The organism is Subdoligranulum sp. APC924/74 (assembly GCF_003324125.1).
In the GTDB taxonomy this organism is placed as follows: Bacteria; Bacillota; Clostridia; order Oscillospirales; family Ruminococcaceae; genus Gemmiger; species Gemmiger qucibialis.
Genome location: NZ_PSQF01000007.1, coordinates 1 through 15,755, shown reverse-complemented (window position 1 = coordinate 15,755; position 15,755 = coordinate 1). Strand labels below are relative to the sequence as shown.

12 protein-coding genes are annotated in these 15,755 nt (G+C 56.4%); 5 read left to right on the top strand and 7 right to left on the bottom strand.

The genetic code is table 11. From position 1 onward, the window contains the following. Positions 1–14: 14 nt before the first annotated feature. Positions 15–1,157 (bottom strand): glycoside hydrolase family 105 protein, encoded by a 1,143-nt coding sequence (locus C4885_RS03785; RefSeq protein ID WP_113999081.1) that lies wholly within the window; start codon positions 1,155–1,157, stop codon positions 15–17. A 3-nt stretch (positions 1,158–1,160) separates the two neighbouring features. After that, positions 1,161–2,720, bottom strand: coding sequence for a glycoside hydrolase family 28 protein (locus tag C4885_RS03780; protein WP_113999080.1), 1,560 nt, complete (start codon positions 2,718–2,720; stop codon positions 1,161–1,163). Between the two features lie 148 nt (positions 2,721–2,868). Between C4885_RS03780 and C4885_RS03775 the strand changes: the two genes are divergently transcribed. Then, complete coding sequence (locus C4885_RS03775; RefSeq protein WP_158538795.1) at positions 2,869–3,741, top strand: AraC family transcriptional regulator; 873 nt, start codon at positions 2,869–2,871, stop codon at positions 3,739–3,741. Positions 3,742–4,075: 334 nt separating this feature from the next. Here the strand turns inward: C4885_RS03775 and C4885_RS03765 are convergent, their stop codons facing one another. The 3 genes from C4885_RS03765 to C4885_RS03755 form a co-directional block, all read right to left on the bottom strand. After that, on the bottom strand, positions 4,076–4,939 hold the full coding sequence (locus tag C4885_RS03765; protein WP_113999077.1) for a carbohydrate ABC transporter permease: 864 nt from the start codon (positions 4,937–4,939) through the stop codon (positions 4,076–4,078). Positions 4,940–4,958: 19 nt separating this feature from the next. Next, positions 4,959–5,873 carry a carbohydrate ABC transporter permease gene (locus C4885_RS03760; RefSeq protein WP_113999076.1) on the bottom strand — a complete coding sequence of 305 codons (915 nt, stop codon included), beginning with the start codon at positions 5,871–5,873 and terminating at the stop codon, positions 4,959–4,961. Positions 5,874–6,147: 274 nt separating this feature from the next. Next, positions 6,148–7,521: an ABC transporter substrate-binding protein gene (locus tag C4885_RS03755; protein WP_113999075.1), complete on the bottom strand. Its 1,374-nt coding sequence runs from the start codon at positions 7,519–7,521 to the stop codon at positions 6,148–6,150. A gap of 470 nt (positions 7,522–7,991) precedes the next feature. On the opposite strand from C4885_RS03755, the gene C4885_RS03750 reads away from it, so the two are divergent. Then, the gene (locus tag C4885_RS03750; protein ID WP_113999074.1) at positions 7,992–8,171 is read left to right on the top strand and encodes a hypothetical protein; all 180 of its coding nucleotides are present in this window, start codon (positions 7,992–7,994) and stop codon (positions 8,169–8,171) included. Positions 8,172–8,385: 214 nt separating this feature from the next. Here C4885_RS03750 and C4885_RS03745 read toward each other — a convergent pair whose 3' ends face one another. Next, a complete protein-coding gene (locus C4885_RS03745) occupies positions 8,386–9,000 on the bottom strand; it encodes a thymidine kinase (protein WP_113999073.1) in 615 nt (204 codons plus the stop codon). 132 nt (positions 9,001–9,132) lie between these two features. Next, positions 9,133–9,780, bottom strand: coding sequence for a redox-sensing transcriptional repressor Rex (locus tag C4885_RS03740; RefSeq protein WP_242979471.1), 648 nt, complete (start codon positions 9,778–9,780; stop codon positions 9,133–9,135). Positions 9,781–10,107: 327 nt separating this feature from the next. On the opposite strand from C4885_RS03740, the gene C4885_RS03735 reads away from it, so the two are divergent. The 3 genes from C4885_RS03735 to C4885_RS03725 all read left to right on the top strand — a co-directional run bounded on the left by C4885_RS03735 (position 10,108) and on the right by C4885_RS03725 (position 15,601). Further along, positions 10,108–10,770 (top strand): ClpP family protease, encoded by a 663-nt coding sequence (locus tag C4885_RS03735; RefSeq protein WP_242979479.1) that lies wholly within the window; start codon positions 10,108–10,110, stop codon positions 10,768–10,770. A 492-nt stretch (positions 10,771–11,262) separates the two neighbouring features. Continuing rightward, positions 11,263–14,589: a DNA translocase FtsK gene (locus C4885_RS03730; RefSeq protein ID WP_242979470.1), complete on the top strand. Its 3,327-nt coding sequence runs from the start codon at positions 11,263–11,265 to the stop codon at positions 14,587–14,589. Further along, on the top strand, positions 14,582–15,601 hold the full coding sequence (locus tag C4885_RS03725) for a ComEC/Rec2 family competence protein (RefSeq protein WP_113999070.1): 1,020 nt from the start codon (positions 14,582–14,584) through the stop codon (positions 15,599–15,601). Before C4885_RS03730 ends, C4885_RS03725 begins: the two co-directional genes overlap by 8 nt. The last annotated feature ends 154 nt before the right edge of the window (positions 15,602–15,755 follow it).

The following is a 15,755-nucleotide window of genomic DNA, read 5'->3' as shown; positions in this document are numbered from 1 at the left end:
ACAGCGGAACCTCCTTACTGGATGATCATTTCAGTATAGGCCAGCAGCAGGGGGGCAACGCCCTTGGCGTCGTTTTCCACAACCGGCTCGCTGAAATAGTATTCTAGGCTGCCATCGCGGCGGGTGGCGCCGCCCAAACCGGCTACCAGGCAGATGCCGGACAGTTGCAGCTCGCCCTTATCGTTCACGCCCAGGTATTTGTCACAGGTGCCATAGAATGCCTTTTCGCCGTAAGCGCGGAACCGCTTGGGCAGGTAGCCCAGCCGCACGCCTTTGAGCACGGCGTAAGCGAACAGGGAGCTGCCGGAGGTTTCCAGATAGTTGCCCGGTACGCCGGCTTTATCAATGACCTGCCAGAACATGCCGGTCTCGGCGTCCTGGAACTGGATCATGGCCTCCACTGCTTCCTTGAACATAGCCATAATGGCGCGGTATTCGTAATACATCTGCTCGTCCATGCGCTCCAGAACATCCACCATGGCAACCAGGAACCAGCCCATGGCGCGCAGCCAGAAGTTTGCGCTGCAGCCCGTTACAGGATCGGCCCAGTACATCTGGCGGCTTTCATCATAGCCGTGGTAGTACAGGCCGGTTTTGGGGTCTCGCATGTACTTTTTGATGTTCATGAACTGCTTATAACTGTCCTGGCAGCCCTTCATGCCGTTGTAGCGGGTCTCGTATTCCATGTAGAATGGCTGCGCCATATAGGTGCCGTCCAGCCAAACCTGCCACGGGTAGATGGCTTTGTGCCAGAAATTGCCATCCTTGGTGCGGGGCTGGGTGTCCAGCTGGGCGCGGATGGTGTTGATGGCATCCCGGTAGCGCTGTTCGCCGGTCAAATCAACCAGGGAAAACAGGTTTTTGCCCTGGTTGATGTTGTCCAGGTTATGCTCGTTGGCGTCAAAGGTGTAGATCTCGCCGCCATCCTTGACAAAGTAGTCTACAAAATCACGGGAGAACTTCAGGAACTTTTCATCCCCGGTGGTCTTGTACAGGCTCAGGCAGGCGGTGATCATGCAGCCGTCCACATAGTTCCATTTATTGGGCTTGCCGCTGCGCACCTTTTCAATGTTCCACAGTGGGGCTTCGGCAGAGCTGCCGGCAATCAGATAATCCACATAATTGCCCAGGGTGGTCAAAATCTCTTCATGGGTCATGGCTTAATCCTCCTTAAAGCTGCCAACGTTGATAAAGTTCAGGCGTTCGCCTGCATAGCCTTCCAGTTTGACATTGTGGAAGTGAATCTCCTTCACGTTTTCGGCCCAGATCGCCAGCTTGCTGCATTCGGCGGCACCGCACATCATGGCGGCGTGGCCAGCCCCGGCGTTTTCGGCAAAGGAGATGCTGACATTGTTCATCTCCACTTTTTCAACCGGCTGCTCCGGCAGACCGCTGAACCAGCAGCCTGCATACTCGGCGTCGGTGGCAGTGATATTTTCCATCGTCAGGCTGCCCAGGCGGGGGGTAGCATCGTCCAGCGGCAGGGGTTCATGGCTCTGCACATAGTCGCTCTTGCCGTCCGGGTCACAGAAGTAGAACATGTTGATGACGAATGGGGTCAGCACATGGCGCATTTCCACGTTGCGGAACACCAGCCCGTCGATCACGGCGTTCTTGCCGCGACCGCGGCGGGTCTTGATGCGCAGGCCGCGGTCGGTGTGGTCCATCAGGCACTGGGTCATCACCACATTTTTCACGCCGCCGCTCATCTCGCTGCCAATAACCAGGCCGCCATGGCCGCGGTTCAGGTTGCAGTTGCGGATGGTCACATTTTCGCAGGGGGTATGCATCACAGTGCCAAGGAAGAGTTTGCCGGACTTGAGGGCGATGCAGTCATCGCCAACATGGATGGAATCACCGATGATGTTCACATTCTTGCAGCTTTCGGGGTCAATGCCGTCGGTGTTGGGGCTGTCGGCACGGTTGTGGATCTGCAGCTGCAGGATGTTCACCCCGTCCGAGTAGGTGGGGTGGATGGTCCAGGAGAAGCTGTTGCACACCTCCACACCGTGCAGGGTCACATTCTTGGCTTTGCTGGTAAAGAAGAGCCGCGGCCGCCAGGCGACAAGTTTCACCTTGATGTGCTGGTACCAGTCGCCGTTGTCGGCGTTGGCGTTGATGCAGCCTTCGCCGGTGATGGTCACATTTTCGGCATTGATGACATTGATCAAACCGGCAAAGCAGTCCAGCGGGTTTCCCTCCCAGCCGCCGAGATAGGCTTCGTGCTGTTCATCGGCGCAGGGCAGCACACCAGGCAGGATGGGATATTCGCGGCGGTCGGTGCCGCCCAGCAGGGTGCAACCTTTTTCCAGGTACAGGGTGGTGTTGCTGCACAAAAACAGGCTCTGGGTGCGGTAAGTACCGGCGGGCACATACACTGTGCCGCCCGGCGGGCAGGTGGAAAGCGCAGCCTGCAAAAAGGCGGTGTTGTCGGTCACGCCGTCATTCACCAGGCCATAGCGGGAAGCATCTACAAAAAAGCTTTCCGCCGCGGTGGCAAAGTCCAGTGTACCGGTATCGCCATCAGTGGCAAGCACTTCCAGGTGGTAGGTTTTGCCGGGTTCCAGGCTGAACACGCTGAACACGTTGGTGCCGCAGGCTTCCAGCACAGTCTGGCCGTTCAGCTGAACCCGGAACGGGGCAGGGGCGGTATAGCAGGTGTTGTTTTGCAGCTCAAAACAGGCGCTGCGGGTACAGGCACGAACGAGAGCGAGTTTCATACGATAATTTCCTCCATAAAAAATGAAAAAAGTTTTGAAATTCAACAAGAAATGTGTTAATATGAAATAAATCAACAAAATTGAAGCGCGTTCCGCCCTAAAACTGGCAAAAATGCTTGGGCGGGGCGTGGCGGGAGGTTTGAACAGGATGGTCAAGGAATATACCTATTCCCCCCATGTGGACTTTTATATCGATATGATCGACCGCGAGCATAGCTACGATATGGGAAGTTTCCACACACACCACAAATATGAACTGTATTATGAAGTGGAAGGCGCGCGGCGCTATTTTATTGAGGATTCCGCCTATATCGTCAATGCAGGCAATGTGATCCTGATTGGGGAAAACCAGATCCACAAGACTGGTTCGGTAGGGGATGGCCCCACCAGCCGCATTGTGTGCAATTTCAGCCGCGAGTATCTGCAGGAGATCAGCGGGGCTTTCCCGGAGATTGACCTGTTCAGCTTTATGAGCGAGGAGAACAACCACCTGCTGAGCAACATCACGGTTAAGCAGCAGAACTATATCTACTCCATCCTGCAGCAGCTGATCCAGATGCAGGACGAAAACAACCCCGAAAGCGCTGTGACCCGCAAAATGCTGCTGGCCACGCTGCTGTTGCAGCTGAAAAAGATGTGCGAAAACCAGCATGAGCTGGGGGGCGACAGCGGCCGGGTGACCAACCGCATCGTCAGTCAGATCCAAGGCTATATTGCGGAGCATTACGCCGAGAAGCTGACCCTGACAAGCATTGCCAACCAGTTCTACATCAGCCCGTATTACCTCAGCCGTCTGTTCAAAAAGACCATCAACCTGAGCCTGATCGAATACATCAACGGCGTACGCATCAAAGCGGCGCAGAACATGATCGAAAAGACCAACGAAAGCATTTCCAGCGTGGCGGAAAAGACAGGCTTTATGACAAGCGCGCATTTCCGGCGGGTGTTCAAAGATGCCACAGGGCTTTCGCCCCAGCAGTACCGCCAATATTTCAAGCGGGTAAACAAACCGGAAAAATAAGGCCAAAAATGTTACAGCACAAAACCACAACCCCCGGCGGCTGCCAACAGGCAGCCGCTTTTGTTTTGCCCCTAACGGATAAGCAGGGCAGGGGAGAGCGATGCAAAGGGATCAGCAGAAAAGGCACCATCATGTGCCGGAATACAGCGGAAAGCCGAAAGCCTTTTTATTCCGGCTGCATCCTGAATATTAGGAACGGCCAAAAGCGAGAAAAGCCAGTGGCCGGAGTTTTCAAAATAAAAGCTGCCCGGTACCCCTTTTGCAGCGGTACGGGGCAGCCTGTGTGGTGGTTTGGGCGCAAAAAAGATCAAAAGTTTTGGAAAAAACTTGAAGCTTAGCCCTTTACACTGCCAGCGGCAATGCCGTCAATAAAGGAATCCTGAGCGGCAAAGAAAACCAGCAGCTGCGGGATAATGGAAATCAGGGACAAGGCAAGAATGCGGTTCCACTGAATGCCTTCACTGGTACTGTCCATAGACAGCTTAACAAAGATTGCCATGGGGTATTTGCGCGGGGTAGTAACGTAAAGCAGGGGACCCATAAAGTCGTTGCAGCTCCACATGAACTGGAACAGCGCACAGGCGACCAGAGAGGGGCTGAGCATGGGGCAGATGATCTTGTACAGGATCTTGACCGGGCCGCAGCCGTCAATGGCGGCGGCTTCGTCCAGGTCGTGCGGGATGCTGCGCATGAACTGCACCAGCTGGTAGACGAAGTAGGTCTCGGTAGCAAACAGGGACGGCACCCACAGGGCGGGGTACAGGGGGTTGTTGATCCAGTTAAACTTGTTGTACATCATGTACTGCGGAACGTTCAGAACAACCTGCGGCAGGAACAACGTCATGATCATAACGCCGAACAGGAAATCGCGGCCCTTGAACTTGAAACGGCTGAAACCGTAAGCAGCAATGACAGAAGAAATAACAGTGAACACAACCTTGGGGATAACGTAGCTGTAGGTGTTCAGGAATGCACGCCAGATGGTGATATCGCCGCCGTAAGTTTTGGTCACAGCGTTATAATAGCCATCCAGGGTGGGGTGCGTGGTGAACGGGGAAAGGCTGGTAAAGATTTCGGCGTTGGTCTTAAAGGTGGAGCCCACCATCCACAGCAGCGGATAGACCATGATAAAGCCCATCAAGATCAGAACAAAATACTTGAAGAAGGTTGCCACATTGGCGCGTGCTTTCATACCCATAAATCAATTCCTCCTTCAATCAGTCAGCATAGTAGACCCAATGCTTCTGGCTGCCAAATGCGATGACAGTGAGCAGGGCGATGATGATGAACATGACCCAGGCCATGGCGCAGGCCATACCCATTTCGTTGCTCTTGAACGCATAGTTGTAAACCAGCAGCGAAACCAGCGTGACGGAACCGCGGGGGCCGCCATTATTAAAAATAATGTAGGGACCGTTGAATTCCTGGAACGCCTGAGCAATCTGGGTAACGAGGTTGTAGAAGATAACGGGGGTGATCATCGGCACGGTGATGGAGAAGAACTGGCGAGTCTTGGAAGCACCGTCGATGGTGGCGGCTTCGTACAGGTCGACCGAAACGCCCTTCAATGCGGCAAGGAACAGCACCATGGCGGAGCCGAACTGCCATACACGCAGCACAATGATAACGACCATGGCGTAATCGGGGTCAGCCAGCCAGCTGGGCCCCTGAATGCCGATAAAGGAGAGCAGCATGTTGATGATGCCATCCTCTTTGAACAGGGCCTTCCACAGAACGGCAATGGCAACAGAGCCGCCCAGGATGGAGGGAATGTAGTAGATGGTACGGAACAGGTTGACGCACTTGATTTTGAAGTTCAGGATGTAAGCGATGAACAAAGCAAAAATCAGCTTGAGGGGAACGGTGATGAGGGCATAACGGAAGGTGATGATGAACGAGGTCAGCGTTTTCTTGTTGGTGAAAATGTAGATGTAGTTCATCAGGCCGTACTTGGTAATGCCGTCAAAGAAGTTCATATCCGTAAAGCTGTAGAACAGGGAAGTGGCAAACGGATACAGCTTGAACACCACAAAACCAATGATCCAGGGAATCAGGAACAAAAGGCCAACGTTTTCATCACACCATTTTTTGAAAGGAGTGCGGGTCACTGTCTTGGCAGCAGGTGCGCTCATAAAGGAAACCTCCTTGTTACATAATAAAGGGCTGGCCCCACCGCCATGGGGCCGGGGCCAGCCTTGCTGATGTGTAAGGTTAAGGTAATACCGCATAATTCTAAGTGCCGATACGGCGAGCGAGGTGCGGCAGCTGCTAAGCCAAAAGCGCAGATAATACTTTGTGTATTATCGAGTATTTTGGCAACGCAGATGCCATGCCGCAGCCGCCGGAGCGGTGCTTGAGCCGTTAGGCGGGAATTGTGCGGTATTGCCTTAAGTGTGAAAACGGGGATTAGGCAAGTGCTTCGCAGATGCCATCGTACAGGATCTGGGCAGCCTCGGCGGAATCATACTGATCGTAGCTGAAGCCTTCAAACACATCGCCGTACACGCCATTGGTCTCGTCCTTCAGGGAAGTGCTCTCGTAGCAGGGGTCGAACGGCTGGTCAACAAAAGCCATAACCTTGGTGTTGGCTTCCAGAATCAGCTCGTTGACAGCACCGGCTTCCTTGGCGTATTCCTGGCCGGCCTTGGAGCAAACCATGCCGCACTGGGTGCCCATGATGGAAGCGCCCTCTTTTTCGTTCAGGATGAAGTTGATCAGGGCAGCAGCCTCAACAGGATGCTCGCAGCTCTGGGTAATAGCCATACCCATGGAAACCTTGGCAAAACCGCCGTTGGCAGCCTCGCCCCACTTGATTTCGTCGCCAACAACGTACTCAGCGTCGTCGGGCAGGTTCTGGCTTGCACTCAGTGCGCTGGAGTCCCAGGTGAAGATGCCGGCGTACTTGCCGGTGATCCAAGCCTGACCATCGGTGATGGTCTTATCGCCGGCGGCGTTCATGGTCTTCAGGTCGGGCATCACGTGGTTATCTTCCAGGCTCTGGATCCATTCCAGACCTTCCTGCAGCTGCTCAACGGTGTAGTTCAGGGTGCTGTCGGTAACCCAAGGCTCGCCGTACTTGCTTTCCAGGTAGAAGGTCATCATGATCATGCGGTCCAGCGGGCCGGCAGCCAGCGGATAGTAGTCATCGCCCAGCTTTTCCTGGAAGGTCTTGGCGGCGTCCAGCAGCTCCTGCTCAGTAGTGGGGTAGTGGTCCAGGCCAGCCTTCTTGAAGGTTGCCATGTTCCAGTAGTAAATACGGCCGGCCATAGCGACGGGAACAGCCTGCAGGGAATTAGCCACAGTGCAGGCATCCAGAGCGTTAGAGGGGAACTGGGTCAGATCCAGCACATCGGAGTAATCGTTCAGGTTAACGAAGCTCTGACCCTTGCCGGAGTACTGGAACAGCCAGTTCCAGTTGACCTGCATCACGTCGGCAGCGGTGCCGGCAGCCAGGGCAGTGGACTGAGCTTCCTCCCAGCCGTTCCACGGGCCGTAAGTACACTCAACGGTGATGTTGGGGTATTTTTCAGTGAATGCCTTGCAGGCAGCCTCGTATGCAGCCTGGCGGGCATCGCCGCCCCACCAGCTGATGGTCAGGGTGATGGGATCGGTGGTGTTGACGGTGTGAGCCTCGGTAGCAGCCTCGGTAGAGGTGGAAGCAGCTTCAGAAGAAGCGGCCTCGGAAGAAGCTGCGGTGCTGTTGGCAGCGGAGCCGCCGCAGCCTGCCAGCAGGCCAGCAGCCATAACGCTGGCCATTGCAAGGGCGATTGCCTTTTTCATTGTTTTAGTCCTCCTAAAAATGTTCCTATAACGAGCGGCCTGACAACTGACCGCTTCATTCAACGCTATTATAATAACAAATTGTGAACATCAAAAAAATATCCAAAATAGTGTGCAAATTATAAAAACAAACAAATATTGCTTTAATTAAATGGGCAAAAAATCAGCTCATGTCAAAACATACGAACTAAGAAAAAACAATTTGTACATAGTGCTGAAACGGCTTGACCCTGCATCTAACAAAAATTACGGCAAAATCTTGCATAAAGTGAGGCGATTTGTGCGTATTTGTATATGCTACAAACGGTTACAACGAAATTATAGGGGAAAACGTGTAAAATGCTGAATGAATCACAGAAAACAAACGCACAAATTCGGTAACGCAAAAAATGTACGCAAGCGCACTTCTTTTGCGCATTCGTGCAAAATTTGCAATGGGAAGAAATACAGTATGCTAAAAAATATTCGCGATGGCAAAATATGTGCGAAAAATGGAATGGAAATTGCTGCACATAAAACATATCTTGTATATGCGGCCTTTTGGTGCTCTGAAAATTGTGCCGCAAAGTGTTGGAAACAAAAATGGCACAAAAGCGGTGCTGCAAGGCTGGGCAGCGGCTTTTGTGCCATATATGTTGTCATTTACTTAAGGCAATACCGCATAATTCTAAGTGCCGATACGGCGAGCGAGGTACGGCAGATGCTAAGCCAAAAGCGCAGATAATACTGGATGTCTTATCGAGCATTTTGGCAACGCAGATGCCGTGCCGCAGCTGCCGAAGCGGTGCTTAAGCCGCAAGGCGGGAATTGTGCGGTGTTGCCTTATATAAAAGGGCGGAACACAGATTGAAATAAAAGAATGGATCACTGGTGCGCGGGGTGGCGTTTCAGGAAAGCGCGGTATTCCCGGTACCAGCACTGGGGGCAAAGGCTCTGATACTCTACAGCATCCACTGTGTCAATCGCAACCTGGGCGCCCTCAAACACGAACTCGCCGTTTACCTTGCGGCCGTTGCAGGTGGCTTTGCGGCCGCAGGCACAGATGGTTTTCATCTCCTCGATGGTATGGGCCAGCTCCAGAAGGCGGGTGGAACCGGGAAAGCCGCGGTTCATAAAGTCCGCCCGCAGCCCATAGCAGATGACCGGAATGTTCAGGTCCACCGTGACCAAAAACAGCTGCTCGGCCTGCGCCGGGGTAAAGAACTGGCTTTCGTCACACAGCACACAGGCAGGGGCGCTGCCATGGGCGGCAGTATCGGCCCGGACGATATCCAGGATGTCCATGTCCGGGCTGACCAGCACATCCACCTTGTGGCTGACCCCCAGGCGGGAAACAATATGATCGCCGCCTTTGGTGTCCACGCTGGCTTTCAGAATCAGCACCCGCATGCCGCGTTCGTTATAATTGAAAGCAACCTGCAAAAGCGCCGTGGTTTTGCCGCTGTTCATTGCGCCGTAACGGTAATATAGCTTTGCCATGTTTGGCTCCTTATTAAAATAAAGTAAAAAACAGCATGAAAATCGGGGTGTACCACAGGATCCTGCACCCATGCCAGGGCAGGCGCTGGGGTACACCCCGCCGGAAACAGTCACGTGCTGTGTGCCCGGCTTTTATTCATCATGGCTGCGCAGCCGGTAGCCAAGGCTCATCAGGCTGTCGCCCAAATGGACGTTTTCCACTGTGACCTGCGGATAAACGACCGAAAGATCATAGTGGCTGAAGTTCCAGAAGCCCTGAATACCCAGCCGGACCAGCTCGTCCGAAAGGTCCATGGCGCTCTGGCGCGGCACGCACAGCACGGCGACCACCGGCTTGTGCGCCGCACAGAAGCTTTCCAGCTCGGACAGCGGGCGGATGGTTACGCCGCTGATCTCCTTGCCCTCCAGGGCGGGGTTGATATCAAACGCGGCAATCAGCTTGTAGCCGTTGGTATCGCGGCTGATAAAGCTGGAGACCGCCGTGCCCAGGCGGCCGGCGCCGATCAGCACGGTAGGCAGCAGCTCGCCGTTGCCAAACAGCAGTTTGCCAATCTCGGTAAGCAGCACATCCACCTTGTAGCCGATGCCCTGCTGGCCAAAACCGCCAAAACAGTTGAAATCCTGCCGCACCTGGCTGGCGGTGGTGCCCATCATGCGGGCCAGCTCGCTGGAAGAAATTTTATCACGCCCATCTGCCTGCAGGTTGCTCAAGTAGCGGTAATATTTGGGCAGCCGCTTGATCACGGGTAACGATGCTTTGTTTTGCATTGTTGATGACATAAAGACTAATCTCCCGTTCTCCGGGCAGGGGTAAAGGGAACGCCCTGCCTCTTGTGTGATTCCGATGTAAATTCTAGTAAAAGTATAATCAATCTTGTGCCGATTGTCAATTTTTTATCTAAGTTTTTCCGCGCTTTTTTTGCCCAGTCGCGCCCCTCTGTGCATAAAAAAGCGTACCAGCGGGGCATACTGTCAGGGTATAGCCGGGTTTTGCACTGCCCGGCGCACCGATTTTGTCGGAAGGAAAGGACCCCCGCCATGCCAAACCGTACCCCAAAACAACAGCCCGCCCCCCATGCTGCCAAGGTCGCCAAGGATGTGGAGCGCATGCGGCTGGAACATGACCTGATCACGGACAGCGGCATTGTGCCTGCCACCAAGGGCCGCCATGCCATTTATTGCCTGACGGTGATCGGCACCATTGAGGGCCACAGCCTGGCCCCCGATAACCAGAAAAGCACCAAGTATGAGCATGTGATCCCCCAGCTGGTGGATATTGAGGAGGACCCCGCCATTGAGGGGCTGTTGGTCATCCTGAATACCGTGGGCGGCGATGTGGAAGCCGGGCTCGCTTTGGCGGAGCTGATCTCCGGCGTCAGCAAGCCCAGCGCAACACTGGTGCTGGGCGGCGGGCATTCCATCGGCATCCCGCTGGCGGTTTCGGCCCGCAAAAGCTTTATTGTGCCCACCGCCACCATGACGGTGCATCCGGTGCGCCACTCCGGCATGGTGCTGGGGGTGCCCCAGACCCTGCGCTATTTTGAGCAGATGCAGGAGCGCATCGTCAGCTTTGTGGCGGGGCATTCCGGCATCAGCGCCAAGCGCTTTACCCAGCTGATGCACAATACCGGGGAGCTGGTGATGGATATGGGTACCGTGCTGGGCGGGGAACAGGCTGTGGAAGAGGGGCTGATCGATGCCATCGGCAACCTGGGCGATGCGCTGCGCTACCTGTATGCCGAAATCGACGCCGGGAAAACCGGATATTGAGGGGGCGCTGCCCGCCGGTGGGCGGAAAGGCTTTGATGAAAATAGAAAGAGAAAGGGGTTTTACAAGCGGGCGTTTTCATGCTACAATATACCTTATGCTATAAGGGGCAGTATGCCCCTGCCCAAAACAGCACGGCACAGCCGCCGTGGCGGATGGCAGATAAAATCACTGCGCGGAAAGTCTCTTTATGCGGGGCCGCCGGATGCTGTTTAATGGCCGCCCGCTGCCAGATAAAAGGCGAACGAACTTTCGTTCAAAACGGGGGCAGGGCCCGCCGCGCCAAAGCAAATCAACAATGGCTGCCCGCTGAACAGGGCAGCCTGAATATACGCATATTATAGTAAAGAGGTAGGGAGAGCATGGCACGTTCAAGTTCCGCCAAAAACGGAAAAAACAGTAAAAACACATACCGCGCCTCCGGCAGCAAAAGCAGTAAAAGCAGCAGCTCCGGGGCCAGACACAACAGTTCGGCCTCCGGAAGCAAAAAGCGGATGTCCAGGCTGGAACAACGCCGCGCCCAGCAGCAAAACCTGATTCGCAGCGTGGTGCTGGCCGGGTTTGGCATTCTGGCCATTGCGCTGGTGCTGGTGCCGGGGCAGAGCTTCTGGAATGTTCTACGCAGCTGGCTGTTTGGCGCCTTTGGTGTGGTTACATATTTTGTCGGCCCGTTTTTGCTGTATCTGGCCTATCTGCTGGCATCCGGTTACCATGTGGGCACTTTCATTGGCAAGGTGCTGCTGCTGGCGGTACTGCTGGCCGGTACGGCGGTCATCTTCTCGGACTTTAAGGTAGGGGATACCCCCTGGCAGACCGTCAAGATGCTGTTTGCCTGGGGGCAGCGCAAGTTCTGGACCGGCGGTGTGCTGGGCGTGCCCATCGGCGCATCGCTGCTGGCCGTCTGTGGCCGTCCCGGTGCCAATATCGTCATGATTATTGTCATCCTGATGGGGCTGATGGTGTTTTTTGCTGTTACCCCGGTGGATGTGGTGCAGTTCATCAGCTATTATATTCAGGAGTTCAAAGCCCGCCGCGCCGCCCGTGCGGAGGAAGAAACCGCTTATGATACCCAGCTGTTTGGCCATGAAGCGGAGGAAGAATCCCTTGAAAACCTGACCGGCAGCCTGCCGCCCATGGCCGGCGAGCCTCCGGCCACGCCGCAGTCTGGCACCCGCCGCCCCTTTGATGTGGCCCCCTATCTGGAACAGGAGGAAGCCGCCCGCCGCAATGCGGCCCAGGCAAACCCTGCCGACCAGGCAGCCGCCGCAGCGCAGGCCGGCCAGCCGGCGGCCCAGCCCCAGCAGGCGTATACGCAGCCCGGCACCGCAACATACCCCGATATGCAGCGTGCCCAGGCTGCGCCCCAAGGCGTGCAGCACACCCAAAGCTTTGCCCCGCCCGCCCAGCGCTCGGACTTTGATGTGGACCTGGGGCCGGATGCTTCCCAGCGCGCTTTGCAGAATGCCGTGCAGCATGACCCGCTGCAGAAAATTGATATCGGCCCCGGCGGCACCTTTGGCCTTGACCCGCTGGAGCAGTTGAACCATCGCAAGTACCCCGCGCCCCAGCCGGAACCCCAGCCCCAGCCGCAGGAAGAAAGCTTTGAGCTGCACCTGGAACCGGAAGCCCAGCAGGCTGAGGAAGCCCCGGTGGAGGAAGACAGCCTGAATGACCTGATCCAGCGCGCCGTGACCGGGCGGGATACCCCCGTGGCCGGTGCCGATGTGGGCCTGCCCGATGAGGAAGAAGCGGAAAGTTTTGAAACCCCGCTGACCCCGGAACCGGAGGATAACGCACATGCCGCCTCGGTGGAAGATTTTTCCACCCCGCTGGAGCCGGTAGAGAAATTGCCGGAACCGGATGACGTTGGCAGCAGCGAAAGCGCGGATAATTTTGAAACACCGCTGGTGCCGGAACCCACCCAGCCAGCGCCTGCCCCTGTTACAGCCATCCCCACATTGGGCGGCAGCTTTGACCAGGGCGGTTTCGATGCAGCCAAGGCTGCCTGGAACGCCGGAATTCCGGTATCGGATCTGCTCACCGGGCGGGTCAGTGTGCAGGCTCCGGCAACGCAGCCCACGGCCCAGCCTGCCGCCGCTGCGCCTAAAGTATACAGCGTAACGGATGAACGCCGCCCCGGCAGCCCCAACCGGCTGCGGGTATCTTCCAGCATGGGCAATTCGGCTTCGGCTCCCATTTCCAGCCCGCCCAGCGTGGCCAAAGCAATGGCGAAAGCCCCTGCCGCCCCGGCAGCCACCGCACCCGCCGGTGCAGCCCGCGAAGCGGACGAGGAGGCCAGCAGCGAAGCTACGGCAGCCTTTGCCGCCCAGGCCAAAGAGGAGTTCCCGCCGTATACTTACCCATCTTTGAACCTTTTCAATGCGGCCAAGCCGGAAGATGAACGCGGCGCGGCCGCCGAGATGAAGAAAAACGCCGATATCCTGGTGAACACGCTGGACAGCTTTGGTGTTAAGACCCATATCCTGGATATCTGCCGCGGTCCTTCCGTGACCCGGTATGAGCTGCAGCCCCAGGCGGGCATCAAGGTCAGCCGTATCACCAGCCTGTCGGATGATATCGCCCTGAACCTTGCCACCGCCGGTGTGCGTATCGAAGCCCCCATTCCCGGCAAACCCGCCGTTGGTATCGAGGTGCCCAACAAGATCCGGTCTACCGTCAGCATCCGCGGGGTGTTTGAATCCCAGAACTACATCAACATGCGCAGCCCACTGACCATGGCGCTGGGCAAAGATATTGCCGGTACAGCCCAGGTGGCGGACCTGTGTAAAATGCCCCACCTGCTGATCGCCGGCTCCACCGGCAGCGGTAAATCCGTCTGCGTCAACTCGATCATCATCAGCTTTTTGTTCCGCTCCGGTCCGGAAGATGTCAAACTGATTCTGATCGACCCCAAGGTGGTGGAACTGGCTGAGTACAACGGCATTCCCCACCTGTTAATGCCCGTTGTGACCGAGCCGCGCAAGGCCGCCGGTGCCCTGGGGGCCAGTGTGGCCGAGATGGAGCGCCGCTATAAGCTGTTTGCCGAAAACAATGTGCGCGATATCAAGAGCTATAACAAGCTGGCCAAGCAGCACCCCGATGTGCTGGAACACCTGCCTTATATCGCCATTATCATTGACGAGTTGGCCGACCTGATGATGGTTGCCGGCAAAGAGGTGGAAGATTATATCTGCCGCATTGCCCAGAAAGCCCGTGCGGCTGGTATCCACCTGATTGTGGCAACCCAGCGCCCCAGCGTGGACGTTATCACCGGCCTGATCAAAGCCAACATCCCCAGCCGTATTGCATTTGCAGTTTCCAGCCAGATCGACTCCCGCACCATTCTGGACAGCGGCGGCGCCGAAAAGCTGCTGGGCAACGGCGATATGCTGTTCCTGCCGGTCGGTGCTTCCAAGCCCGTGCGTGTGCAGGGTACCTTTGTGACAGATGAAGAGATCAGCGCTGTGCTGAACTTTATCAAATCCACTTCCAGCGCCCAGTATGATGAAGAGATGATTGCCGAGATGGAGCGCCGTGCCGTGGCCGAAAAGGGCGGCAAGGGCAGCAGCTCCGATTCGGACGATGACAGCGGCAGCCGCGACCCCATGTTTGAACAGGCGGTGGAATGCGTCATCGAAGCCGGGCAGGCATCCACCAGCCTTTTGCAGCGCCGCTGCAAGCTGGGCTATGCCCGTGCGGCCCGCATCATGGACCAGATGGAACAGGAAAAGATTATCGGCCCCTATGAGGGCGCCAAGCCCCGTGCCGTTTTGCTGACCCGCGCCCAGTGGCAGGAACGCCAGCTGGGCCAGGGTGAGTAAATACCGGCGGCGCAGGTATTGCCGCCATTCCTACCGCCGCCCCCAGCTGTGGACCATTGTGGCCGCTGTTCTCATCGCCGTTGCCTTGTATGTGGTCGAAAATTACGGCGGCAACGGTTTTGTGCCCAGCTGGGACCAGATTTACCAATGGGTTGGCCTGGAACCCAGCCAGATCGAAACCACAGCCCCGCTGCCGGAGGGGGAAACCGAAGTGGTGTTCCTGGATGTGGGACAGGGGGATGCCGTGCTGATTTTGCAGAACGGTGCGGCCTGCCTGATTGATGCAGGCCCCAAGGATGCCCGGCAGAACCTTGTGCAGGACCTGCGCAGCTATGGCGTAAGCCAGTTGGACCTGTTGGTGATGACCCACCCCCATGCCGACCATGTGGGCGGCATGCAGGCCGTTTTGCAGAACTTTGATGTGCAGACCCTGCTGACCCCCGACCTGAGCGAAACTGACGTGACCGGCCAGACCCAGCGCACCCTGCAAACCGCCCAGGAATGCGGCGTACCGGTGGAAACTGCCTATACCGGCCAGCAGTACACCATCGGCACCGGCACATTGACCGTGCTGCTGCCCGGTGTGGATGCCGATACGGCGGGCAGTGACGATGCAACAAATGATATGTCGCTCTGCCTGCGGTTTGAAGCCGGGAACTTTACCTTTTTGGATACCGGCGATGCCGAGCGCAACGAGGAAGCCGCCCTGGCGGAGCAATATCCGTTCCGCTTGCGGTCCACCGTGTTCAAGGCCGGGCACCATGGGTCGTCCACATCCAACACCCAAACACTGCTGTGGCAGGTGCAGCCCCAGCTTGTGGTTGCCAGCTGCGGCCTGAACAATGATTACGGCCACCCCCACCGCGAGGTCATCCAGGAAATGCAGGATGAGGGCATTGACTTTTACCGCACCGACCTGTACGGCACGGTGACCGTGACCGCCCAGGCGGACGGCAGCTTTACTGTGCAGACGGCAAAACAGCCGGACGAAGAGCTGGCTCCCGCCGCGTAATCCCCGGCAGCCTGACTCTGTGTGCCTGACCCCGGTAAGTCGGCAGGAAAGTGTTCCCGCACGCCCCAAAAGTTTTAGGCAACACCGCACAATTCCCGCCTTGCGGCTTAAGCACCGCTCCGGCAGCTGCGGCACGGCATCTGCGTTGCCAAAA

Coding starts and splice junctions, on each gene's coding strand:
- C4885_RS03785 (WP_113999081.1), bottom strand. CDS start 1,157: ATGACCCATGAAGAGATTTTGACCACCCTGGGCAATTATGTGGATTAT.
- C4885_RS03780 (WP_113999080.1), bottom strand. CDS start 2,720: ATGAAACTCGCTCTCGTTCGTGCCTGTACCCGCAGCGCCTGTTTTGAG.
- C4885_RS03775 (WP_158538795.1), top strand. CDS start 2,869: ATGGTCAAGGAATATACCTATTCCCCCCATGTGGACTTTTATATCGAT.
- C4885_RS03765 (WP_113999077.1), bottom strand. CDS start 4,939: ATGGGTATGAAAGCACGCGCCAATGTGGCAACCTTCTTCAAGTATTTT.
- C4885_RS03760 (WP_113999076.1), bottom strand. CDS start 5,873: ATGAGCGCACCTGCTGCCAAGACAGTGACCCGCACTCCTTTCAAAAAA.
- C4885_RS03755 (WP_113999075.1), bottom strand. CDS start 7,521: ATGAAAAAGGCAATCGCCCTTGCAATGGCCAGCGTTATGGCTGCTGGC.
- C4885_RS03750 (WP_113999074.1), top strand. CDS start 7,992: ATGGCAAAATATGTGCGAAAAATGGAATGGAAATTGCTGCACATAAAA.
- C4885_RS03745 (WP_113999073.1), bottom strand. CDS start 9,000: ATGGCAAAGCTATATTACCGTTACGGCGCAATGAACAGCGGCAAAACC.
- C4885_RS03740 (WP_242979471.1), bottom strand. CDS start 9,780: ATGTCATCAACAATGCAAAACAAAGCATCGTTACCCGTGATCAAGCGG.
- C4885_RS03735 (WP_242979479.1), top strand. CDS start 10,108: ATGCGGCTGGAACATGACCTGATCACGGACAGCGGCATTGTGCCTGCC.
- C4885_RS03730 (WP_242979470.1), top strand. CDS start 11,263: ATGTCCAGGCTGGAACAACGCCGCGCCCAGCAGCAAAACCTGATTCGC.